Annotated in this window: 18 protein-coding genes; 13 read left to right on the top strand and 5 right to left on the bottom strand. The window is 56.0% G+C overall.

Annotation, left to right across the window (positions count from 1 at the left end; all coding sequences use genetic code 11):
- From dnaA to gyrB, 3 genes are all read left to right on the top strand, one after another.
- Complete coding sequence (gene dnaA / locus KI609_RS00005; RefSeq protein ID WP_226445804.1) at positions 1-1,425, top strand: chromosomal replication initiator protein DnaA; 1,425 nt, start codon at positions 1-3, stop codon at positions 1,423-1,425.
- Positions 1,426-1,555: 130 nt separating this feature from the next.
- The gene (gene dnaN, locus KI609_RS00010; RefSeq protein ID WP_226445805.1) at positions 1,556-2,674 is read left to right on the top strand and encodes a DNA polymerase III subunit beta; all 1,119 of its coding nucleotides are present in this window, start codon (positions 1,556-1,558) and stop codon (positions 2,672-2,674) included.
- Between the two features lie 126 nt (positions 2,675-2,800).
- On the top strand, positions 2,801-5,416 hold the full coding sequence (gene gyrB / locus KI609_RS00015; protein WP_226445806.1) for a DNA topoisomerase (ATP-hydrolyzing) subunit B: 2,616 nt from the start codon (positions 2,801-2,803) through the stop codon (positions 5,414-5,416).
- 294 nt (positions 5,417-5,710) lie between these two features.
- On the opposite strand, the gene KI609_RS00020 is transcribed toward gyrB, so the two are convergent.
- Together KI609_RS00020 and KI609_RS00025 are read right to left on the bottom strand one after the other, a co-directional pair.
- The gene (locus tag KI609_RS00020; protein ID WP_226445807.1) at positions 5,711-6,301 is read right to left on the bottom strand and encodes an ImmA/IrrE family metallo-endopeptidase; all 591 of its coding nucleotides are present in this window, start codon (positions 6,299-6,301) and stop codon (positions 5,711-5,713) included.
- Positions 6,302-6,309: 8 nt separating this feature from the next.
- Complete coding sequence (locus KI609_RS00025; protein ID WP_226445808.1) at positions 6,310-6,654, bottom strand: helix-turn-helix domain-containing protein; 345 nt, start codon at positions 6,652-6,654, stop codon at positions 6,310-6,312.
- Between the two features lie 389 nt (positions 6,655-7,043).
- Here KI609_RS00025 and KI609_RS00030 point away from each other — a divergent pair, with 389 nt between their 5' ends.
- The 3 genes from KI609_RS00030 to KI609_RS22950 all read left to right on the top strand — a co-directional run bounded on the left by KI609_RS00030 (position 7,044) and on the right by KI609_RS22950 (position 9,897).
- Positions 7,044-8,132: a multiubiquitin domain-containing protein gene (locus KI609_RS00030; RefSeq protein ID WP_226445809.1), complete on the top strand. Its 1,089-nt coding sequence runs from the start codon at positions 7,044-7,046 to the stop codon at positions 8,130-8,132.
- A complete protein-coding gene (locus KI609_RS00035; protein ID WP_226445810.1) occupies positions 8,129-9,511 on the top strand; it encodes a ThiF family adenylyltransferase in 1,383 nt (460 codons plus the stop codon). Before KI609_RS00030 ends, KI609_RS00035 begins: the two co-directional genes overlap by 4 nt.
- Positions 9,512-9,708: 197 nt before the next feature.
- Complete coding sequence (locus KI609_RS22950) at positions 9,709-9,897, top strand: DUF6527 family protein (protein WP_319003147.1); 189 nt, start codon at positions 9,709-9,711, stop codon at positions 9,895-9,897.
- 193 nt (positions 9,898-10,090) lie between these two features.
- Here KI609_RS22950 and KI609_RS00045 read toward each other — a convergent pair whose 3' ends face one another.
- The 3 genes from KI609_RS00045 to KI609_RS00055 form a co-directional block, all read right to left on the bottom strand.
- Positions 10,091-10,300, bottom strand: a complete 210-nt coding sequence (locus tag KI609_RS00045) for a hypothetical protein (RefSeq protein WP_226445812.1) — start codon at positions 10,298-10,300, stop codon at positions 10,091-10,093.
- 57 nt (positions 10,301-10,357) lie between these two features.
- On the bottom strand, positions 10,358-11,917 hold the full coding sequence (locus tag KI609_RS00050) for an anti-phage dCTP deaminase (RefSeq protein WP_226445813.1): 1,560 nt from the start codon (positions 11,915-11,917) through the stop codon (positions 10,358-10,360).
- Between the two features lie 400 nt (positions 11,918-12,317).
- Positions 12,318-13,184, bottom strand: coding sequence for a competence protein CoiA family protein (locus KI609_RS00055; RefSeq protein ID WP_226445814.1), 867 nt, complete (start codon positions 13,182-13,184; stop codon positions 12,318-12,320).
- Positions 13,185-13,217: 33 nt separating this feature from the next.
- Here KI609_RS00055 and KI609_RS00060 point away from each other — a divergent pair, with 33 nt between their 5' ends.
- The 7 genes from KI609_RS00060 to KI609_RS00090 all read left to right on the top strand — a co-directional run bounded on the left by KI609_RS00060 (position 13,218) and on the right by KI609_RS00090 (position 22,245).
- Positions 13,218-14,270 carry a hypothetical protein gene (locus KI609_RS00060; protein ID WP_226445815.1) on the top strand — a complete coding sequence of 351 codons (1,053 nt, stop codon included), beginning with the start codon at positions 13,218-13,220 and terminating at the stop codon, positions 14,268-14,270.
- Positions 14,271-14,833: 563 nt separating this feature from the next.
- Positions 14,834-15,256, top strand: a complete 423-nt coding sequence (locus tag KI609_RS00065) for a helix-turn-helix transcriptional regulator (protein ID WP_226445816.1) — start codon at positions 14,834-14,836, stop codon at positions 15,254-15,256.
- A gap of 266 nt (positions 15,257-15,522) precedes the next feature.
- Positions 15,523-16,170: a TnsA endonuclease N-terminal domain-containing protein gene (locus KI609_RS00070; RefSeq protein ID WP_226445817.1), complete on the top strand. Its 648-nt coding sequence runs from the start codon at positions 15,523-15,525 to the stop codon at positions 16,168-16,170.
- Positions 16,151-18,166, top strand: a complete 2,016-nt coding sequence (locus tag KI609_RS00075) for a hypothetical protein (protein ID WP_226445818.1) — start codon at positions 16,151-16,153, stop codon at positions 18,164-18,166. The genes KI609_RS00070 and KI609_RS00075 overlap by 20 nt, the downstream gene beginning before the upstream one ends.
- Position 18,167: 1 nt before the next feature.
- On the top strand, positions 18,168-19,226 hold the full coding sequence (locus KI609_RS00080; protein WP_226445819.1) for a TniB family NTP-binding protein: 1,059 nt from the start codon (positions 18,168-18,170) through the stop codon (positions 19,224-19,226).
- Positions 19,227-19,228: 2 nt separating this feature from the next.
- Complete coding sequence (locus KI609_RS22990; protein ID WP_226450594.1) at positions 19,229-20,293, top strand: TniQ family protein; 1,065 nt, start codon at positions 19,229-19,231, stop codon at positions 20,291-20,293.
- On the top strand, positions 20,290-22,245 hold the full coding sequence (locus KI609_RS00090) for a helix-turn-helix domain-containing protein (RefSeq protein ID WP_226445820.1): 1,956 nt from the start codon (positions 20,290-20,292) through the stop codon (positions 22,243-22,245). The genes KI609_RS22990 and KI609_RS00090 overlap by 4 nt, the downstream gene beginning before the upstream one ends.
- Positions 22,246-22,262 lie beyond the last annotated feature (17 nt).

Consider the following 22,262-nt stretch of genomic DNA (forward strand, 5'->3'; position numbering starts at 1 on the left):
ATGACCGAGGAATCCCCCCGCAGCCCGTCCCCACCACCCGGCGCCGATGCCGGTCAGGGCCTGTGGCAGGCCTGCGTAGAACAGCTGGTACAAGACCTTCCTGAGCAGCAGTTCAACACCTGGATCAAGCCCCTGATTGCGCAGGTGGCCGAGGATTTTTCCAAAGTCACGTTGCTGGTGGGCAACCGCTTCAAGCTCGACTGGATCCGCGCCCAATACGCAGGCCGCATTGCGGCGTTGCTTGAGGGGCTCTATGGTCAACCGGTAACCTTGGAGTTAGCACTTGCTCAGCGGGAATCCATTGCACGTACTTATGTTCGCCCCAACACTGGCGAACCCACCAACGCTCCGGCTCCCGCCGAAGCTGCGCAAGGCAACAGCGATGAAGCCTCCGCAGGCGCGTTCCGCAACCGGCTCAACGCAGCCCTCACGTTCGAGACGCTGGTGGAGGGCACGGCCAACCGCATGGCACGCTCAGCAGCCATGCATGTGGCGGGCATGCCCGGGCATCTCTACAACCCGTTGTTCATCTATGGCGGCGTGGGCCTGGGCAAGACCCATCTGGTGCACGCCGTGGGCAACCGTCTGTTGCAGGACCGCCCCGATGCCAAAGTTCTCTACATCCATGCCGAGCAGTTTGTGTCGGATGTGGTTAAGGCCTACCAGCGGCGCACCTTCGACGAGTTCAAGGAACGCTACCATTCGCTCGACCTGCTGCTGATCGACGATGTGCAGTTCTTCGCCAACAAGGACCGCACGCAGGAAGAATTTTTTAACGCATTTGAGGCCTTGCTGGCCAAGAAGTCGCACATTGTGATGACGTCGGACACCTACCCCAAGGGTCTGGCCAACATCCACGAGCGGCTGGTTTCGCGTTTTGACTCGGGCCTGACGGTGGCCATCGAGCCGCCCGAGCTGGAAATGCGCGTGGCCATTCTGATCAACAAGGCCCGCGTCGAAGGCACCGAGATGCCCGAAGAGGTGGCGTTCTTCGTCGCCAAGAACGTGCGCTCCAACGTGCGCGAGCTGGAAGGCGCGCTGCGCAAGATCCTGGCCTACTCGCGCTTCAACCAGAAGGAAATCTCCATCCAGCTGGCCCGCGAGGCGCTGCGCGACCTGCTGTCGATCCAGAACCGTCAGATCTCTGTGGAAAACATCCAGAAGACGGTGGCCGACTATTACAAGATCAAGGTCGCCGACATGTACAGCAAGAAGCGCCCGGCCAGCATTGCCCGCCCGCGCCAGATCGCGATGTACCTGGCCAAGGAGCTGACGCAAAAGAGTCTTCCCGAGATCGGAGAATTGTTTGGCGGGCGCGACCACACCACGGTGCTGCACGCTGTGCGCAAGATTTCGGGTGAACGCCAGCAGCTCACCGAGCTGAACCAGCAATTGCATGTGTTGGAGCAGACGCTCAAAGGCTGAGAACAGGGCGCAATGGCCCCGAACAGAGCAGGCCCCGTAAAAGGGCAAAATGACGGGTTGTGAGCAGGGGGAGGCACTTGGTGTGCCGCTGTTTACGCACCGTCCCAAAAAACCACAAGAGGTTGATGACATGATCGTCCTGAAGGCAACACAAGACAAGGTTCTCGCGGTTCTGCAGTCCGTGGCTGGCATCGTGGAGCGCCGCCACACGCTGCCCATCCTGGCCAATGTGCTGATCCGCAAGACGGGCAACGCCCTGCAGCTGACGACCAGCGACCTCGAAATCCAGATCCGCACCACCGCAGAGCTGGGTGGCGACACTGGCGACTTCACCACCACCGTGGGTGCGCGCAAGCTCATCGACATCCTGCGCACCATGCCGGGCGACCAGACGGTGAGCCTCGAATCGGCCCAGTCCAAGCTGATCCTCAAGGGCGGCAAGAGCCGCTTCACGCTGCAAAGCCTGCCGGCCGAAGACTTCCCGCTGGTGCAAGAGTCGGCCGCCTTCGGCCCCGTGTTCGCCGTGCCGCAAAAGACGCTGAAGGACCTGCTGGGCCAGGTGTCGTTTGCGATGGCGGTGCAAGATATTCGCTACTACCTCAACGGCATTCTGTTCGTGGCCGAGGGCAAACAGCTGAGCCTGGTGGCCACCGACGGCCACCGCCTGGCGTTTGCCAGCGCCACGCTCGACGTCGAAGTGCCCAAGCAGGAAGTCATCCTGCCGCGCAAGACCGTGATCGAGCTGCAGCGCCTGCTGAGTGACGCCGGTGGCGAGAACCAGCCCCACATCGAGATGCAGTTCGCCAACAACCAGGCCAAGTTCACCTTTGGCGGCATGGAGTTCGTCACCAAGCTGGTGGAGGGCAAGTTCCCCGACTACAACCGCGTGATTCCGAAGAACCACAAGAACGGCATCACTCTGGGCCGCGCACCGCTGCTGGCCAGCCTGCAGCGCACGGCCATCATGACCAGCGACAAGTTCAAGGGCGTGCGCCTGAACCTGGAGCCCGGCACCCTGCGCGTGGCGTCCAACAACGCCGAGCAGGAAGAAGCCGTGGACGAGCTCGACATCGACTACGGTGGCGACACCATTGAGATCGGCTTCAACGTCACCTATCTCATCGACGCCCTGGCCAACATGGGCCAGGACATGGTGAGGGTGGAGCTCTCGGACGGCAACAGTTCTGCATTGCTGACCATCCCCGACAACGACACCTTCAAATACGTCGTGATGCCCATGCGTATTTGACGCCCGTCCAGCGCCTTCACTACATTATTGATAGCTGCTTGCGCTTATCACATAAGCGCTTGAAGCACATTTCATTCATATTGAACCCATTGGAAACCCCGGTTTCCTCGGACCCCAAGGCCCACCATGACCGCTGACAACACACTCCCCGAGCCCGAATCGACTGGCTCCACTGGCCAAGGTGAGCCCCCGGTCCACAAGATTGATGCGCACCAGGCAGGCGCCAGCGAAGGGTATGGCGAAGGCTCCATCACCATCCTCGAAGGGCTGGAGGCCGTGCGCAAGCGCCCCGGCATGTACATCGGCGACACGTCCGATGGCACCGGCCTGCACCACCTCGTTTTTGAGGTGGTCGACAACTCCATCGACGAGGCGCTGGCAGGCCATTGCGATGACATCGTGGTCACCATCCACTCGGACAACTCCATCAGCGTGACCGACAACGGCCGTGGTATCCCCACGGGCGTGAAGATGGACGACAAACACGAGCCCAAACGCAGCGCGTCCGAAATCGCCTTGACCGAGCTGCACGCCGGTGGCAAGTTCAACCAGAACAGCTACAAGGTCTCGGGCGGCCTGCACGGTGTGGGTGTGAGCTGCGTGAACGCGCTGTCGAAAATGCTGCGGCTGACCGTGCGGCGCGAAGGCAAAGTGCACACGCTCGAATTCAGCCGTGGTTTTGTGCAAAACCGCATTGTCGAAACCGTCGGCGGGGTCGAAGTGTCGCCGATGAAAATCACCGGCGACACCGACAAGCGCGGCACAGAAGTGCATTTCCTGCCCGACACGGAAATCTTCAAAGAGAACAACGACTTCCACTACGAGATCCTGGCCAAGCGTCTGCGCGAGCTCTCGTTCCTGAACAACGGCGTGCGCATTCGCCTGAAGGACGAACGCAGCGGCAAGGAAGACGACTTCTCGGGCGCGGGTGGCGTGCGCGGCTTTGTCGAATTCATCAACAAGGGCAAGACCGTCCTGCACCCCACGTCGTTTTACGCCGCTGGCGAGCGGCCGGCCGAAACCTATGGCGGCATCCCTGGCACGCACATTGGCGTGGAAGTGTCCATGCAGTGGAACAGCGGCTACAGCGAGCAGGTGCTCTGCTTTACCAACAACATCCCCCAGCGGGACGGTGGCACCCACCTGACCGGCCTGCGCGCCGCGATGACCCGTGTCATCAACAAGTACATCGAAGAAAACGAGTTCGCCAAGAAAGCCAAGGTCGAAGTGACCGGCGACGACATGCGCGAAGGCCTGTGCTGCGTGCTCAGCGTGAAGGTGCCCGAGCCCAAGTTCTCCAGCCAGACCAAGGACAAGCTGGTGTCCAGCGAAGTGCGCGCGCCCGTGGAAGACATCGTGGGCAAGCTGCTCACCGACTACCTGCAGGAGCGCCCCGGCGACGCCAAGATCATCTGCGGCAAGATCGTGGAAGCCGCCCGCGCCCGCGAAGCCGCCCGCAAAGCGCGGGAAATGACCCGCAGAAAAGGGGTTCTCGACGGCATGGGCCTGCCCGGCAAGCTGGCCGACTGCCAGGAAAAAGACCCCGCCATGTGCGAGATCTACATCGTCGAGGGTGACTCCGCCGGTGGCTCTGCCAAGCAGGGCCGCGACCGAAAGTTCCAGGCCATCCTGCCGCTGCGCGGCAAGATCCTGAACGTGGAAAAAGCCCGCTACGAGAAGCTGCTGACCAGCAACGAAATCCTCACGCTGATCACCGCCTTAGGCACCGGCATCGGCAAGGCCGGCGGCAGCACCGGCAACGACGACTTCGACGTGGCCAAGCTGCGCTACCACCGCATCATCATCATGACCGACGCCGACGTGGACGGCGCCCACATCCGCACGCTGCTGCTCACCTTCTTCTACCGCCAGATGCCCGAACTGGTGGAGCGCGGCCACATCTACATCGCGCAGCCGCCGCTGTACAAGGTCAAGGCCGGCAAGGAGGAGCTGTACCTGAAGGACGCGCCCGCGCTCGACGGCTTCTTGCTGCGCATTGCGCTCAACCACGCCAGCGTGACCACCGGCGGTGCCAACCCGCAAACGCTGGCCGGCGACACCCTGGCCGAGCTGGCGCGCAAGCACCAGATCGCTGAAAGCGTCATCGCCCGCCTGGGCAATTTCATGGACGCCGAAGCCCTGCGCGCCATTGCCGACGGCGTGAGCCTCAAGCTCGACACCGTGGCAGAGGCCGAAGCCAGTGCCGTGGCCCTGCAAGCCAAGCTGCGCGAACTGAACACCACCGGCGCCCCCGCCGAGGTGGCGGGCGAATTCGATGCCCGCACCGACAAACCCATGCTGCGCATCAGCCGCCGCCACCACGGCAACATCAAGAGCAGCGTCATCACGCAAGACTTCGTGCACGGCGCCGACTACGCCGCCCTGGCCGAAGCCGCCGAAACCTTCCGTGGCCTGCTGGGCGAGGGCGCCAAGGCCCTGCGTGGCGAAGGCGACAAACAGAAGGAAGAAAAAGTGGGTGACTTCCGCCAGGCCATGAAGTGGCTGATATCGGAAGCCGAACGCACCACCAGCCGCCAGCGCTACAAGGGGCTGGGCGAAATGAACCCTGAGCAACTGTGGGAAACCACCATGGACCCCAATGTGCGCCGCCTGCTGCGCGTACAGATCGATGATGCCATCGAGGCGGATCGCGTGTTCACGATGCTGATGGGCGATGAGGTGGAACCGCGTCGGGAATTCATCGAGACGAATGCGCTGCGGGCCGGCAACATCGACATTTGAGCGTGTAGGTTCTCAAAAATATTGCAAAAATTCTCATAATTTGCAAAAAGTCTAGCTCCATTGGGTCTTGCGTATGTTGCAGGTCTCATTGATCTTGCAAATATTCTCATTACTTGCAAATTTCGCTAAGAACTCAATGGTGCTTTCCGCCCATAAGTGACTCGCGACCCTCTATGGCAGGGCGTGGGCGGAAGTCGCAGGCCTGTTGCTATCCTTGTTGTCACTCGAGGTGCGCTTTTCAGGCACGAACTGCACAGCCACCGTCGGAGAAGCTTTTCGCTGCAGGAATACCCCTTACTCAAACAATGCCGTTTGCTTTTGAGTAGCGCTACCCAGAGTGCTCTCGATAATTTTGAGTTGCTGCAAGCGGATTAACAGCGCCTGGACACTGACTTTCAGCTCCTTTGCCAGGCCTAGCGTCTGCTCGTCATCAGAAATGTCACGGATCAGCGCCTCGGCCGCTATCACCGAAGCAGGCATGAGTAGAGCAGCAGAAAACATGTTCGCTTCGCGCTCTTCTTGGGGTGTTGTTGTAGAGCCGCCAGTTGTGTACGCAGCAGATGTGGCCTCTCCAACGCGTTGATAAACACGCAAGTCCTTATCCACGATCATTCTGTCGCCTGTATCGTGAAGGATCAGGTGCCCAAACTCATGCCCAATGGTGAAACGCTGTCGGGGTTCAGGATGTTCGTCATTAACGAAAATATGTCGCTCTGCACCACGAACAACAAGGGCGCCTGAAACATCCGCCTCCATCTTTTCGTAGTGAATTTCTGCGTTGCAAAACCGTGCAATCTTGAACAGATCTACAGGCGTGCTCATAACACGCGCACCTCGCAAAAGTTCTTGCGCACGCTGTTCGATGACTTTTGGTGTGTGTGACATTTGCTTTCTCAGGATGGCGTCAATACGCGCTCGATGGCGCTTCCTAACAATGGACTACCCGCAGAGCTCAACTGAGCTTTGATCGTCGCACCGTCAATCTCGGATTCACGACGTTCAGCGGACTCATCCACGTTTAATGACTCCAAGAGTTTTGTTGCACTCACATCGAGAGCGCCGCAGATGCGGAACAAAACGTGGAGCGGGACCTTCTGCACTCCCTTCTCGATGTTGGTAATCGAGGTACGTTCCAGCCCGACCTGCTCCGCCAGTTGTGCTTGCGTGAACTCAGCAAGCAACCGACGAGAACGAATGATCTCGCCTAAGACAACGTACAGACGGCTCTCTTCAATCACGTCAGTGACTCCAGTGAAATCAAAATCTAGCGAATGCAGCCAATCATGTCAATGAGGCTGACAAAGTCAATGGATGGCACAAATGTTTTAGTGTTTGCCAGATTGACACAGCAGCGCGCCCAGCATAAGATGCCAACATATTGCACTTTCTAATATTTGTGCGATTTATTGACAAACAAGGAGGCGCTATGAACATCACCGAATAAAACAAGGGGTCAAACCAGTGAAGGTTGACCCCCTGAGTGAACTCGCGCTAGAGCGCTCGTCCGGTGTGGAAGCCACGAGTGTCGCGTTTAGTACCTGAGGCTGTCAACTTTTCATTGCAAAGCTAGAGCGGAATGTGGGAATTTTCCACATGACAAATACTGTTTGAATGAAAGGAAGTCAACATGGCTCCGAATGAAATCGCTCGCCCCGGCCAGGGGCAAACCGTTGAAGTGTGCGGCCTTGACCTGGAGCTGCGCACCGTCGAACTTCAAGATCAAACGCCTACGGGAACGCAGATCGCACTGGCAGCCGGGTTCAATCCCGAGCCCAATGTCTGTGTTTTGCAGTGGTTGGACCGGGGCGTGGAGGACATCAGTCCAACTGAAGTAGCTCGGCTGAAAGAAGGCCAGAACCGTTTCATCGTGTGCGAGAGCGATGGCCTGGAGCGCCTGACGGTGGATGGGCTGCGGTACGACTGGCCGGTTCCAACCGTCTCCGTGACCACCCTACGTAAGTTGGCGCATCTCCCACGCTCCAAGAGCTTCTACCTTGAGCACGAGCGCCAAGAAGACCGCCTTCTGGAAGATGACGAAATCGTCCGATTGGGTGAAGCTGGGGTGGAACAGCTGTTCACCCGCTGGGTCTTGAAGATTGGAGACAGCTTCTTCGGCTTCCGGACCCCGACAGTAAAGGTGCGTGATGCCTTGACCGTCGCGGGCATCAACCTCGATGCGGGATGGCAGATCTTCCTGAAGGTGAAGGATCAGCCCAAACAAACCATGGAGTTGGACGACGTCATTGATCTGACCACGCCCGGCATCGAGAAGCTGCGTGTGTCTCCAAAGGAAGTCAACAACGGCGAGGGGGTGCACCCGCTGCGGCAGTTCCGGCTGCTCGATGGCGATGAGCGCCACTTGGATACCCACTACCCGGGGTGGGTGGCCGTGCTGGAGGGAAGTGCCCGGTGGGTCATCCTGCTTAAGTACCAACTTCCTGAAGGCTTCTCGCCGGCGGTGGTGCAGATGGCGCTGAACATCCCGCCCACGTACCCTATGTCGGAAGTGGACATGTTTTACCTGTTCCCCGCTGCATCGCTCAACAGCGGTGTCACTATCCCCGCCACCGAAGCGCAGATTTCCGTACAAGGGCTGACCTTCCAGCGCTGGTCACGCCATCGTGGTTCGGCATCGCAGTGGCGACCTGGAGTCGACAGCATGGTCACGCATCTTGCCCTCGTAGAGGCTGCATTGCTGAACGAGGTGCAGAAATGATGCCGGCCTCGTGTCTGACGCTTACGCATGAGGTGTATGCGCTTGCGCGCAAGCACCTCTTTCCTGGCGATGGACTCGAGGCTGCGGCGATCCTGGTGTGCTCCAGGGTCGCTGGTCCTCGTACCCGTCTACTCGCCCACGACATCGTGCTGGTACCCCACGCAGAATGCCAGCGCGCAGCTGACTTTCTGCGCTGGCCCGGGGCTTCCATCGAGGATGGAATCGACAAGGCCGACGCAGCGGGGCACAGTCTCATCCTTCTGCACTCGCATCCAGGGGACCTCTTCGGATTCTCCCGGCTGGACGATCAAAGTGATCACGATGTCATCCCCTGCATCTACCATGCCGTGGATAGTCTGCACGGCTCCGCCATCATGGTGTCGTCAGGGGCAATGCTGGCCAGGATCTACTCGAAAGACATGCAGGTGAGCGTGCTCGAGGTGGTCACGATGGCCCATCACGACCTGCGTTTCTGGTGGGCGGATGGCGAATTCTCCACGCGGCCAATGGCCTTCACCAGCGAGTCCCGCCGCGAGCTTAGAAGGCTGTCGGCGTGTGTGGTGGGGGTGTCCGGCACTGGATCAATCGTCGCAGAACAGTTGGCCCGACTAGGCTTTGGCCAGGTCGTTTTGGTCGACTTTGATCGCGTTGAGCACAAGAATCTGAACCGAATCTTGAATTCGACGCTGCTCGACGCCAAATCAAATGTACTGAAGGTAGAGTCAATTCGGCGAGCGATTGATTCCTATCGAGGCCCTGGCGTCGCCCGTGTTGTGCCGGAGACAATCCTTTCGCGCAGCGCGGTCTTGGAAGCGTGCCAGGCCGACGTGATCTTCAGTTGCGTGGATTCTCAAGAAGGCCGACAGATCGTCGATCTGATCGCAGCTTTCTTCTTGATGCCCGCTTTTGATGTGGGCGTCACCATCCCCACGCGGAAGAACAAAAGCGGCGTGGCGATTCTCGACGTGTGTGCGCGTGTCGATTACGTGCGGCCTGGTGGGCCCATGCTCTACGAGCGTGGCGTGTATACCCAACAAGGCGTCCGTGCCGAGCAATTGAAGCGAACAGATCCTGAGCAGTTCAAGGCCCAGATCGCGGACGGGTACATTCCCGGTGCGAATGAGGAGGCCCCATCGGTAATAGCGCTCAACATGAGCGCCTCAGCCGACACCGTGCTCGAATTCATCGCCCGCATCCACCCATTTCGGCACGATGGCAATTCAGGCCATGCTCGCCGTAATCGATCTCTGGCTGCTGCAGAAGAGGAGTTTTTGGCGGAGAGCAGCTTTAAATCCGATCCATTTCCGCTGCTAGGGCACGGAGCTCGCGAGCCCTTGCTTGGTATGCCGCAACTCACTTCGCAGGCCGAGGTGCGGTAACTTCAGCTTTGAGAACGTTTATGCGAACCTTTACGCGGCGCATCATCAACTGGTATAGCGCATGGTGGGCCAGGCTGTGGAAAGGCCCCCCAGAGGCTCGGAGCCTTATCGTAGTCTCTGGCGACAGTCTTCCCAAGGAGCTACCCGACCGAGATCTTGTTCTTGCCCGAGACGGTGGCGAGGATTGGTGTGTCGGAATGAAGTGCCCCTGTGGCTGTGGACGCATTCTTGAGCTTCTGTTGATTCCTGAGGCCCACCCTCGCTGGAAACTGACGGTTGACTCGGGTGGCCGACCTACCTTGCATCCTTCTGTCTGGGTAAAGGACGGTTGCCGCTCTCATTTCTGGTTGAGACAGGGCCAAATAGAGTGGTGTCGCGACGACTAAACGCGTGTGAATCGATCACCCATTCACTTTTGAAGGCTAGCTTGGAATCGATGAAAAAGGTGAACAAGCAGTGCCAGCTACCCTAGGGTGTTGGATGCCCTCCGGGGCTGTCAAAGAAAGCTGAATCCGAATTTTCTCGGCCGATCCTCAGGACCGCACCAATTTCAAAGGTGCAACACCCTCAAGAAGAAAACTACTTGAAATGCTGAACTCGACTGGTGATCCGCTCGATCAGCTTGGCGTCCTGTCCCTCTTTTTCGCGGACGCGACGTGAGCGAAGATATGCGTTGAAACAGATGACTAGAGCAGGCACTTGAGAACTTTGCGCCGGAAGTTCTTGCTCAGACGGCTCAACTACGCTTTCGAAATCGAACTCCAACTGCTCATTGGATGCACGGGTCATGGAAGGCTCCGGATCTGTTTTAGGCAGTAAATTGATCAACGAATTCTCGCTAAAACGCTATTGTAGAGACTTAATAGCGATGCCTTCAAGCGAAGAAACTGCTTCCATCGTGACGGCGGTCACTGGTCGAGCGATCTTCTTTCGCATCCTTCCTGTATGACCGTCTTTGCGGTCGTTGCCTTCAAAAAACTTGAGGAAGCGCGACGGCGCAACACCATCGAACGGCATGATCCTTACCTTAAAGGTGTTCGTTTCCTGCTCAGTTATCGCATCTTCATGAAGCTTAGTCGCCAAGCTCTTGCGGTAAGGCTCCAGGAAGTAGACCTCACGCACACCCGCCGCAACAATGTGTCGTGCACATGAATGGCATGGGTAGGTAGTGACGAATAGCTTTCCTCCGCGTACCTTCGAACCATGCTGCGCTCCCGCGTTTAAGAGAGCATGCATCTCAGCATGAACTGCGCGAGAGAATTCAATCAGACTGCGAAGCTGAGAATCGTGTCGAATGAGTTTCACGGCTTTTTCGGCCTTGTCTCTATCAACTATGCCCTCGGCGATCATCTTATCGATGACGGTATTTGCAATCAAATCCTTCTCTTCATCGTTAAAGCATTTTCCTCCGTCCTTGTTGTAGCAACGATGATCTTCATCAGGCGACGCGCGCAAGTCTTGAATCTCATAGAGACCGCCAAACGCTCGTGGTACATCATTCCATCCGGTGGCGATCAACTCCCCGCTCGCGCTTGTCAATGCAGCTCCCACCTGGCGTGACAGGCAAGCCGAGTTCATGGCAGCGGACGATGCAGCGTACATGGCGCGCTCTGCAACCGTTGGCGTGATGATTCTGGTACCAAGCATCAAGTCCAGGAAACGACGAACGCGTGATGTCAGTTGCGAATCGGTACCTGTGTCGACCCTCAGGAAAAAGTCCGAATGCGGGAAGGTGTCTTGTACTTGCTGTCCGTGATCCTGCTCTTCGCCGGAATCACGGTTGATTAGCGTGTGGATTTGCTCCGGTCTAGAAATTTTCTTCTGAAGTCGAGCAATTCGCTGTTCGATTGGGGCATATACGCCGACGATATGCAGCATGTCACCGTAAACGAAACGCAGAAGTTCGAGTTCTTCTTCGTTCTTAATCGAATCAATAATGTGACAGGTCCATTCGATCGGTGTAGGGATAACAACGTCGCCCGACTCTTCAACGAAAAGTTTTGGCTGGTGAGTGAAATCAGCTTTTTCCTCACTCTTCTTCAAACGCGCAAGAGAAATTCGACGAATGGCGCGCTGGACCAGGACGGCACGCCCATGCGCTTCGCGGAGATCGTTTCCCGCTTTGATGAGTGCTGCGATGTCTGCTTCGGGGGGTAGACCAACCATCTCCCGAATTTCACTGCTGAGCTTGATGATCTCTACCTGTTTGTATCCGTAGTCCTGGCCGCGAAGCAATTCTTGAAAGATCTTAGCCACGTCATGTAGCGGCGTACCCAACGGCCCACACAAAGCTACAACGATTTCAGGAGTATGGGTGCCCTTAATACGATCTTTGGCAGTTTTTTCATTTTGATCGTTGGCAGCACCGGTTTCAGGTACCGCATTCAGCGTAGGTACTGCACTCATACAACCACTTCGCTCCCCTTATGTTTAATGGGAATGCTATGCCAAGTTGTCACTCGCACAAATGCGTGAATACCAGTAACCAGTCTAGAACCTCGAAGTGCTTTCGGAGCGAACAAAGTTTGGTGAGCTTGAAGGGTTCGCATGCCGGATTAGTGATGACCAGTCGCAATGGGGGCGCATAGCGGACCTGGCACTTCCCTACGCTAGCAAACCCTCGCCTGAGGCGACTGCCGAGGTACCTGACCGAGTCTGGCGGAAATGGCACGGCTCTGGCCGGAAGGTGTCTGACTCGCGGCCATTGCAGTTGGCCTCCCCAGAATGGACACCGAGCTGCTGGTGCAACACCGTGTTCGATGGCCTCATGGTCACCTCCCAGGAAGCGCTTTCAGATCGCGCAGCACTAAGCGGCTGAGGCAATCGCGCGCAACTGCAACCGGGCTGCCTGCGCCCTGAAGCGTGGAATGACCCAGTTGTGGTACGCCTCACGGTATCGCCCAGAATGCGCGCGTGCGACCGTTCGTACAACAGAGACAACATCTGGGTCGTATCGCACTGCTTTGATGGCGATGTCGCCGCTGGGCAGCTCCTTGACCGATATCCAACGTCCCTGGATCGTCACGATCTCCTCCAGAAGGAAATGTTGTTTAGGAGCGTTCTCAGCAGACAACTCCCCCGGCGTCTGAGCCTCAATGTTCTCGGGCCAGAGCCAGGTTTTTCCCGCGACGTCCTCCAAAATTGCGTGCGTGACCTTGACGACGTCAAAGGCCGTGGGTGTGAACGCACGGAGATCGATCTCCAAGGCAGGCATTTGCAGTTGCTCGTACGCGTGGCACTTTTCCGCACTGCAAAAGGACGAGTAGGCGACTTCGATGGCCACGTTGACCCCAGCCGTCGTCGCTGCCAACAAGTCGGGCCGCCGATTACCAACGTCAACCTCCTCCTCAATGTCCGTGCACGCTAGCAGGATCGAGGGATCTAACCTTCCGCCGAACCCCAGCGCTTGAGATGCTGCCAGACTCACGGGGACTACCAGCCCCCGGGCTTCGATGATTACCCGCTTGGCAAAGCGGTGCAGGTCTGATTCGTAGCTGGATGCGCAGGGATCGGCGTTCGAGCTGTGCGCGAAGTGGTGTTCCCTGAGTTCGCCCTGGCGGGCGATCACCGGCTCACCGCAAACGGCACATCGGCAATCACAGGCCAAACCACGCTCGACCTCGCTCACATGAACAAAACGATTGGATTTGTGCAGCGCGAAAAGTGACAACATAGGGATTCCAAGAGTTGAGTGGAGGAAAACCAAGTGTTGCGATCCGAATCCCAGCCAACCAGCCCTGAACCGGTTGCCAACGGGTTGTCCGAGCCGTCATTGCGTGAGCTTTTGCCTTGTCTGAATGACTGGCTGGACAGTCAGCGCGATGAGGCGACGGCCTCGAAACTCATCCGTGCCTTAGTGAGTCAATCCATCACCCTGGGCACAAATTCCAAGGGGGCGCGGCAGCTGGAGTTCGATGCACAGGAGCTGACCGAGGCCAGTGGTATGCCAGAGCGGGATGACTACGAAGCATCCGCACAAAAGGTCAAAAACGCTAATTTTGGTCGGTACCTTGAAAGTCGAAGAGCGAGCGTTGAAGCCTTCTTTGCGGAGCACGGTTTCCGCCATGCGTTACAGCTAAAAAAACACTCACCGGGCGGACGGCATCGGGCGCAATGGTTCCTGGAGGTTTATTCCCTGGAGGGACAAGCAGACACGCCAGATGGACAACCCGGTGATCAACTGGTTGAACCCCTGTCAGATGCCACAGCACATCAAATTCAGTACGACTATGCGGAAGCGGGCTTGGTGAGGTGCTCGTTCATCGCCAAGCCGCTGCTCGGCACAGGGTCGTTCAAGATCAGATCGGTTCGGGGCCTCGCCTTCGCCAGCACCATCATCGTGCCAGCGTTGTGCATGCTGCTGTTGACAGGGACTGGGTGGCTGCACCTCTATGTCCACCGTCCCCTTGCCACTTCTGACCTGGCCTTCGCCGTTCTGGCGGTTCTGGGCTGCTGGATCTTGTGGGGAACGATCCGCGACGGCTGGTGGTTGCTTGCAGATCGGATCGCTCCTGCCTCGGAGGTACTGGTCAGTTGGAAAGAAACACCCGCCCAACTGGAAAGCTTTAGGACAGGGGAGGAACGCGTTATTGGCTTAGTCCGCTATACCGCCACCTGTCTGGAGTGCGCTGCTGCGATTGAGCTGCGCTACGGGGAGGGAAACGAGGGGCGTCGGCTGTTTGGCTGCTGTGTGGAATCTCCCCAGGAGCACGTGTTTACCTTTGATCGGGTCACCCGGCGCGGCAAGCGCTTTAGATAGCCACGATCAACGAAGCGATTGAGTGCTTCGAGCTAATCGACAGGATTTTTTGGCAGGTCACGTGTCAGCGGCCAAGGATCGTTTGCGCCATGTGTTTCTACGGGTGGGTCTGCGGAGAGTCGTTGTCAAGCTAACGCCGATGCTGACGCTTCTCTTCAATTGAACTGAAAGAAGCGTTCGCAACCTCCTGCTGTTCCCTGATGCGCTCTATGGTTTCACCCGCCTTCGTTACGGCATCAAGTGCCCGATTCGTATACAAACCCCATTCTGGCCAAACCTGCCAGAAAAGGAAAGTCACGACCGTAGCACCGCATGCGTATAGCTACCTGACCAACAATTTGTAGGCCGTCTTACCTGCGTATCTGCATTTATTAATTAATCTTTCTGGGGATGACGTTGGGCAACTTTTGCGGCAAAACCTAGTTGAGAAAAATACATGATTTTTTGCGACATTGAGCTTATAGATAAGCCGCCCCTCCACATGAAATCATAACTTCCCATCATTCCCGACATTAATCTAAAATTCAAAAACAACATGTTCTAACTGCCTCTGCAAGTGTTAAATGTCTAGCCCAATATCAGTCCATTTGCGCAACTTACGTCTACAAATCGGTATGACGCAATTGGACTTGGCACATTCAATGGGATACGAGCAGGCTTATCTTTCGTCGCTTGAACTAGGCACCAAAAGTCCAAGCAAAGAATTCTTGGACAAGCTTGTTGGTGTGATGGAGCTAAGCGTCGAGGACCAGCAGAAACTGGAACTCGCTCTACAGGCATCTAAGAGGCGATTCGTGCTGCCACCAGATGCGTCAACAAGAACTTATCAGTTCTGCAACGATCTGTGGAACAAGCTAGAGAGACTCCATCCGGCCTTGCTGGAGGCCATGCATGTCATGCTTGATGTGGAAGATCGGGTGGCAGAGCGCCCCCGCTACCAGCCCACCCGACTGAAGCGGCGCACCAAACAGGAGGCTCCAATGTAAAACGGGACAAACCTTGCGGAATGTCCCGTCTACACAACCGCCAGAGCGATTGATACTGTCACCTGAGAATTTCAGTATCGCGCAACGCGATTACTAGGTCAAGACACTCCCCACCCATTTTCATCTCTGATCGCCTGACGCAATTCTGGCGAGGGGCGTTTTCACGCCCAAAAATCGGCAATACCCAGTTATTAAATCTATGGCAAACAGGCCAGGGACGACTCACGCCCTGCGCATGCCTATCAACATTCGAGCAGGCAAATCGTATGAGAGTCCGAAAAGTTGTCACGCGCAGCGGCAAGCGATTTAGAGGCAAATTTCCATCCCAAAAACTCGGCCGCATGGTGCATTGGGAGTCCCTTCTGGAGCGGGATGCAATTTTCCACTTCGAATACCACCCTCTGGTACTGAGCTACCAAGAACAGCCTTCTATTGAAATTTACTACGACGAGAACGGTGAACAACACAGGTATTTTCCGGATTTCTGCCTGATTTTCCGTGACGGCAGCGAGCTGTACATAGAAGTCAAACCCAAGTGCGATTTACAGACCCCGGAAGTGCGCAACAAGCTTCAGGCGGTTGCCAAACGGTTCGCCGAGCAAGGTCGCCGCTTCCACGTGATGGACGAGGACACCATTCGACGTCAACCTTTGTTGGAGAACTTGCGAGCATTGCACACGAGCAGTAAACGCGCGGCACGTGCAATTCCCAATTTAGAGTTGGTAAAGACATTGACAGGTGGCCCCTGCTGGAAGCTGGCTCAGCTCAGAGACCAGTTGCAGGGAATTCACAAGGTACTGCGCCTAGTGCAGTCCAACCACCTTCAGATTGACCTTGAGCAACCGTTGTCGGATGACAGCGATGTGTGGCCTCCAGAAATGCAAGGAGGCGCATATGGTTCGTTTCGCATTTAAGCAGGGGCTGCGATTCCTCCAAAAAACCCATGCATTCACGCTGCTACGCCGTCTAGCCAATGGCAGTTTTCAGCTAGAAGATGAAGCAGGTGAACCCTGTAACTTGACCGAATCCGAGATCCATACACGGTGGAGTACAGGAGAGTGGCAAATTGACGAGGAGAGCCTGGGCCGGTCCAGCAATGTGTTTTACTTCACCACTGCGCTGGATCTACGAACGTATCCGCAAGAAGATCAAGACCTTGCAGCCCGCCGGATGAAATATGTCCGCCGCATCAAGGAGTTGTTCGCGCAAGACGAGTCTCCTCTCGTGTCATCACCATCCAAACTCCAGCCGAAGATTGCAGCCATCGCGCTAGAACTAGAGGATGCAAACCCTCCTTCCCCGGGCACTGTGTGGCGGTGGTGGAAGAAATATCTTCCAACCCAATGCGCTACCAAACTATGCCCACGGCATCACCGTGCAGGACGCCGCCCGAACAAAGCTCAGCGAGCAATCTTTGACGAGGCCGTTTCAGAAGTTTTCTTAACTCCGCAGAAGCGACCAGGGAAGGCTGTCGTCGAAGCTGTAGAAAGAAAAATCACCCGCGTCAATCAGTCCAGTCCTGCAGCTGAGCACATCGATATGCCCAGTCCGGCCAGCGTCTACCGTTGGCTAAATAAGCTCTATTACCAGGTGGTTTCGAACGCACGAGCGGGTCGAGCCGCCACCGCCAAAGAACTTCGCAGCGCCATTGATCGCCTCAAGGTAAGCAGGATACTGGAACGGATCGAGCTGGACCACAGCCCCATCGACGCGATGATCATCTGCAAGCTTACCCGGCTGGTTCTGGGAAGGCCATGGATCACCTTGGCGATCGACCGATACAGTCGAATGATTGTCGGGTTTTACATCAGTTTTCACACGCCATCGCAGGCGTCTGTGCTCTACACGATGCGCATGATGATCATGCCCAAAGACACAATCTTGGCGCGATTTCCTGACGTCGTCGGACCATGGCCCGCTCGTGGTTTACCAGACACCGTTGTGAGCGATAACGGCATGGAATTGCACGGCGACACAGTCGAGGCAGTTGCCTTAGAGATGGGTATCAACTTGCACTACTGCGGGGTCGCCCACCCGGAAATGAAAGGGGGTATCGAAAGAGCCATTGGCACCCTCAATCGCGGATTGATCCATACCTTGCCCGGTACGACATTTTCGAACGTGGAACAACGCGGTGACTACGCTTCGGAAGCGCACGCAGCTATAGATATTGAAGACCTAACCCACATCATCATGAAGTGGATCGTCGATCAGTACAACAAACAGCCCCACCGAGGCTTGAAGGGTCGCACGCCGTTGCAGGCGTGGCAAGAGGGCGAAAACAACGCTGTCATTGAACTGCCTGCGTTTCCCCGGCAGCTGGACAACATCGTTGGCATTGACAGCACGCGCACCTTGTTCCACTACGGCTTGGAACATGACAACCTCATGTACAACTCCCCTCAGCTCCAGACGCTCAATAAGGGTACGAAGGGGACACGCAAGTTACAGCTTCGTGCGTTTGAACATGACGTTGGCTACATCGCCGTCTTCCATCCTGATCTTAAAGAGTTCATAGACGTCCCTGCCGTCGATTGCGACTATGCATCCGGAGTCAATCGGTACACCCACCAGCTCATATGCGCCGAGACGCGACGGCGTTTTACCGACGCTTGGACTCATGCACAGCTCCTGGTCGTAAAAGCTGAAATTCAGGCCATTGTGGATGAAGCGATTCGGGCTCAGAAGAAGGCCACTCGAAAAAAAGTGGCCAAACTGAAACTCACGGACAGCGAACAGGTGATCCACGGTGATTCGCAAGAAGCACTGCAGACCGCGAGACGACAGGTGGACCCAGCACCAAAACCAACTCGGCCATTGGATTCTGGGCATGGCGACGCCTTGCCAGCATTCAACGTCTCAACCCAGAAACAGATGGAAGCTCATGGCTACACGATCCTCCCTGGTTGAAATGTTGACCCTTGGACTCTCAGATGAATCCGTATCCATCGCAGAATCCAAGGCGTCCAAATCGCCCGAATCCCTGGCGACGTTCACTCTGCGAAAGCAGATCATTGAACATCCTAAGTTCACCTTAGCCATCCGCGAAATCGCACGGCTGCATGAGCGCAGCAAGGTGGCGGGCGTCACGGAAGGCCTGCTGTTTGTTGCGCAGACAGGCAGTGGAAAAAGTACGGTGTTGAAGTACTACGAGGCTAAGTTTCCCCGGACCCATTCCAAAAGTGGCACTCGGATTCCTGTTCTGCGTGTGGACACCCCTGAATCCCCCACCGTTAAGACACTGGCGGAGGCCATCCTTTTTGCGCTGGGTGACCTTGCCGCCACGAAAGGCACAGCGGCCGCCAAAACAAACAGGATCATTCATTTTTTCAAAGAATGCGGCGTCGAGTTACTTCTAATCGATGAGTTTCAGCACTTCTATGACGGCCGACGGTCCACGGAATCCAGGCGGGTGTCCGATTGGCTGAAAAATCTAATCAATCAGGTTCAAGCGCCGGTGATTCTTGCCGGCCTCCCCCGTTCGATAGCGGTGGTCAATGCCAACCCTCAATTGAGGCGCAGATTTGGCACACCGCACTATATGCAGCCATTTGGCTTCGATACCGACGATGAAAGGCTTGAATTCAGAGCCGTCCTTAACAGCATTCAATCGCGCTTGCCGATACCCTGCATCTCATTGTCCGAAAATAACATGGCTCGATGCTTCTACTATGCGAGCCACGGCATATTGGACTATGTCGTCAAGATCATCGACGATGCTGTTTCACGGTCCAGCATGGACGTCGAAGGGATGTTGACGCAGCAATCTTTTGAAACTGCGTTCAAACGAGCGGTTTGGTTAGACGCTCCAGAGCACCTCAATCCATTTTCCAAGGATGCAACTTTACGCCTATTGAATGGGGTATTAGAGCCATTTGATATTTTTGATGACGTCACGCAGTACACCCAGGCAGACGGCTATCGGAAAGCCGGACGAAGTGTGACAGCGGGCAAGATGGCATCGATATGAACATGCTCCCCTCAATCCCAGCGCGACTCCTCGTTCGCCCACAACCCGTCAAAAATGAAAGCCTTCGCGGATATGTTTCGCGCGTATCAAGCCGGAACGGGTGGTCACCAATAGTCAAGCCATTTCTGGAGTCACTGCAAACCACTACAAAAGCAATCCCTGAGATCGCCACGCTGACCGGTTGCAGTGAAGCCCAACTTGAAACACATGGTTCATATATAAAAAACTGTGTTGGGGGTGGCTCCGGGGTGCTGTTCGGTACCGGTTTACTATCAACCAGACAGGTCCGATTAGAACGTCGGATGGTCTGCCCCATATGCATCGGAAAAAATCTGCCGATATCCGATTGCTGCTGGGAGTTGAAAGAATATGACGTTTGTCATATACACAAATGCTTTCTTGTAAGTCACTGCAGTGGTTGCAATCGTCCCCTCAGCTGGTTCTCCATGCCACTGGAAAATTGTTCATGTGGCGTCCGATTTGCAAACATACCAGCACAAAAGGCATCACAACACCGAGTTTTAATATGCAAATTGGCTGCCAAGGCCATGGCGGCAACAATCGCTCCCCCGGACAATATCGAAGTCATTTCAGGAGCGCTGACGCCGCTTAACTGGTTTCTCATTCTTCTAAATTTCACACGATCCATTCTGCTGCCAGAATTCTCCTTGGAGCACTTGAAATCCAGATCTCGATTGAATACCGTTGTTAGCGAAAAGCTGCTTCGGACGATACTCAATGACAGCGAATACTGCCAGCATCTGAGGCAGGTCATTTTTCTTCATGCGGCCAAAAATCCTCTGACGCTAGCTCGCACGTTGAGATTGGACAACTGGGAAACGGGGGCTTTGGTTTTTTTCCGTCCATGCCTTAAGGAAATTGTGATTCACGATCACCTTACGGCTATCAAATTGAAGCGGAAAACAAACCGAAAACCCACGACACAATCATCATCCGAATTCACACGTGGACCCGATGAGCGTCGGCCGCTGTCTCATAGGGTTCAGTTGCAGCTTGCCACATTGACCTCAGTACTCTCATACGCTTTTAGTGAGGGGCACGAATGAGCTTGCTTGTCACCCCGGAGCGCATGGCTGATGAGGGACCACTTGGTTTTCGTTTCCGGCTGGCAGCAGCCAATCTCTTGTCCATTCGAGATCTTGCGGAGCTCGAAACCAGTGGTGAGGTTGATCCGGTACAGGGCCGCGCCCCAAATCTGGCTGTCGGCGGCGAGGAAACATTCACCCCATGGGTGCGAAGATGGTCAAGGTTCTGCCCAGAATGTTTGAACCGCAGGCGATGCTGGTCGATCGGCTGGGAAATTTTGTTTGCAGATGCATGTTCGGCATGCGGTTTTTGGTTGGTGGACACCTGCAGCATCTGTAGCGCCCAAATACCGTGGCATCGGGACAACCTACTGCAATGCATTTGCGGCAACCACCTTACGGCGGAACAGGGCCGTACAGCACCAGTCTCCGTATTCGGCCTCAGCCGAGCACTTCAAAACGTAGCCCAAGGAACAGCCCCCATCAATATGCCGGTGTTCCATGGCTTGAGCCTGGGGCAATGCGTGCGACTTGTTCGATTACTGGGCACTTATGGCAACGGCCGTGACTCCGGGGTACCTCAGAAGGTGCTCAACATCGACAAACTAACTGTTTCTTGGCCCATCACGAGCATGGCCGCCGAAATTCTTGCCGCTTGGCCCGCTGGGCTCCATACCCTGTTGGGAAATTTGCAAATGCAAGGAAACGCCGAAGAGAAAGGCAGCCTTCCCAAGGCATTCAGCGGCTTCTATGCGGCACTCTATCGCGGATTCAAGGACGCCGAATTCGACTTTCTCCGCACCGACTTCGAGAACTATGTAGCGGCGCATTGGACAGGCGCCATCGGGAAACGTAACCGACGCCTTGATGCATCGGTATTGAAAGGCATGGCCTGGATTCCTGCTACCCATGCCTGTCGAATACTCCACGTTTCTCGACGCCGCCTCACTGATTTGATCCAGGATGGAAGCGTGCAGGGTGAGGAACGTATGACGGCCGGGCACCGCAAGTTCGTCGTTGTGAAAAGGGCCGATGTCGAAAAGCTGGCCTTAACCCTAGACGATGGAATCTCCCTCCTAGATGTTTCCATTCGGCTCGGGCTGAAACGGCAACGACTGCTTGCGCTTCTACCCATTATTTGTCCCCAGGCAAAGAAGCTTGGCGTGCAGGGGTGCCCATGGGCGATCCCTAGCAACTGGATCGAATGCTGGGAAACACTGATTCAAAACCAGGTTCAGGTCGTCTCCGCCGATTTAGGAACTACCACATTGGGACACTTGATCCGATACTGGCCTTGGACCACCGAGCAGGTCGGCCTTCTGCTGGCGGATATTTACAACGGTTCTCTTGTACCGGTGGGATCCGTCAAGTTCAGCAACGGTGTAGGTGCATTGGTACTTTGCGTCGCTCAGCTCGATGAGTGGTTCACGGGCAAGCAGCGGCAAGCATGTCCCGAGTTGACGATTCCTGAGGTGGCCCTTCGACTTGGTGTCAAGCAAGAGGTTGTCTATGCACTTGTCCGGTCAGGTCTGGTTACAGCATCCCTGCGGCGTATTGGTCGCCGCTCGGTACAAAAGATCGGAGTCGCTGCGCTGCAGACATTTGAACAGCGATACATCCTGGGCCGAGACGTTGCACAGTCCCTCGGCCGATCGCCGCGCGCAATTGCCGATTTTTTGTTGGCGGCAGGGATACGACCGATCGCTGGACCAGGGGTCGATCGCTGCAGGCAACTTATTTATGACCGGGAAGTTATTGTCGAATGTCTACGCCGCAATGGACTCGAAAGACCAGCCTCCCCTGCTTCTGTGCCAGTGCGCTATCGGTGCGCGCACGCTTGTGAAGATCTTGCGCATTCCGGCCAGCAAAGCCCGCCACTCCAAGCCGAAAAAACCACCGATTCCGGTGCCGGACTTGCCCGTTATTCCGATTCAGAAGATCCACTCATTCCGATTTTCAATGGCTGTCATTAAAGTCCGCAACGGAAGAT

This window comes from Acidovorax radicis (genome assembly GCF_020510705.1).
Classification (GTDB): Bacteria; Pseudomonadota; Gammaproteobacteria; order Burkholderiales; family Burkholderiaceae_C; genus Acidovorax; species Acidovorax radicis_A.

Bases quoted from the DNA above. Each gene is read 5' to 3' on its own strand.
- KI609_RS00070 (WP_226445817.1), top strand. From the start codon at position 15,523: ATGAGAGTCCGAAAAGTTGTCACGCGCAGCGGCAAGCGATTTAGAGGC.
- KI609_RS00020 (WP_226445807.1), bottom strand. From the start codon at position 6,301: ATGTCACACACACCAAAAGTCATCGAACAGCGTGCGCAAGAACTTTTG.
- KI609_RS22950 (WP_319003147.1), top strand. From the start codon at position 9,709: ATGAAGTGCCCCTGTGGCTGTGGACGCATTCTTGAGCTTCTGTTGATT.
- gyrB (WP_226445806.1), top strand. From the start codon at position 2,801: ATGACCGCTGACAACACACTCCCCGAGCCCGAATCGACTGGCTCCACT.
- KI609_RS00035 (WP_226445810.1), top strand. From the start codon at position 8,129: ATGATGCCGGCCTCGTGTCTGACGCTTACGCATGAGGTGTATGCGCTT.
- KI609_RS00050 (WP_226445813.1), bottom strand. From the start codon at position 11,917: ATGAGTGCAGTACCTACGCTGAATGCGGTACCTGAAACCGGTGCTGCC.
- dnaA (WP_226445804.1), top strand. From the start codon at position 1: ATGACCGAGGAATCCCCCCGCAGCCCGTCCCCACCACCCGGCGCCGAT.
- KI609_RS00075 (WP_226445818.1), top strand. From the start codon at position 16,151: ATGGTTCGTTTCGCATTTAAGCAGGGGCTGCGATTCCTCCAAAAAACC.
- KI609_RS00055 (WP_226445814.1), bottom strand. From the start codon at position 13,184: ATGTTGTCACTTTTCGCGCTGCACAAATCCAATCGTTTTGTTCATGTG.
- KI609_RS22990 (WP_226450594.1), top strand. From the start codon at position 19,229: ATGCTCCCCTCAATCCCAGCGCGACTCCTCGTTCGCCCACAACCCGTC.
- dnaN (WP_226445805.1), top strand. From the start codon at position 1,556: ATGATCGTCCTGAAGGCAACACAAGACAAGGTTCTCGCGGTTCTGCAG.
- KI609_RS00090 (WP_226445820.1), top strand. From the start codon at position 20,290: ATGAGCTTGCTTGTCACCCCGGAGCGCATGGCTGATGAGGGACCACTT.
- KI609_RS00045 (WP_226445812.1), bottom strand. From the start codon at position 10,300: ATGACCCGTGCATCCAATGAGCAGTTGGAGTTCGATTTCGAAAGCGTA.
- KI609_RS00065 (WP_226445816.1), top strand. From the start codon at position 14,834: ATGTCTAGCCCAATATCAGTCCATTTGCGCAACTTACGTCTACAAATC.
- KI609_RS00080 (WP_226445819.1), top strand. From the start codon at position 18,168: ATGTTGACCCTTGGACTCTCAGATGAATCCGTATCCATCGCAGAATCC.
- KI609_RS00030 (WP_226445809.1), top strand. From the start codon at position 7,044: ATGGCTCCGAATGAAATCGCTCGCCCCGGCCAGGGGCAAACCGTTGAA.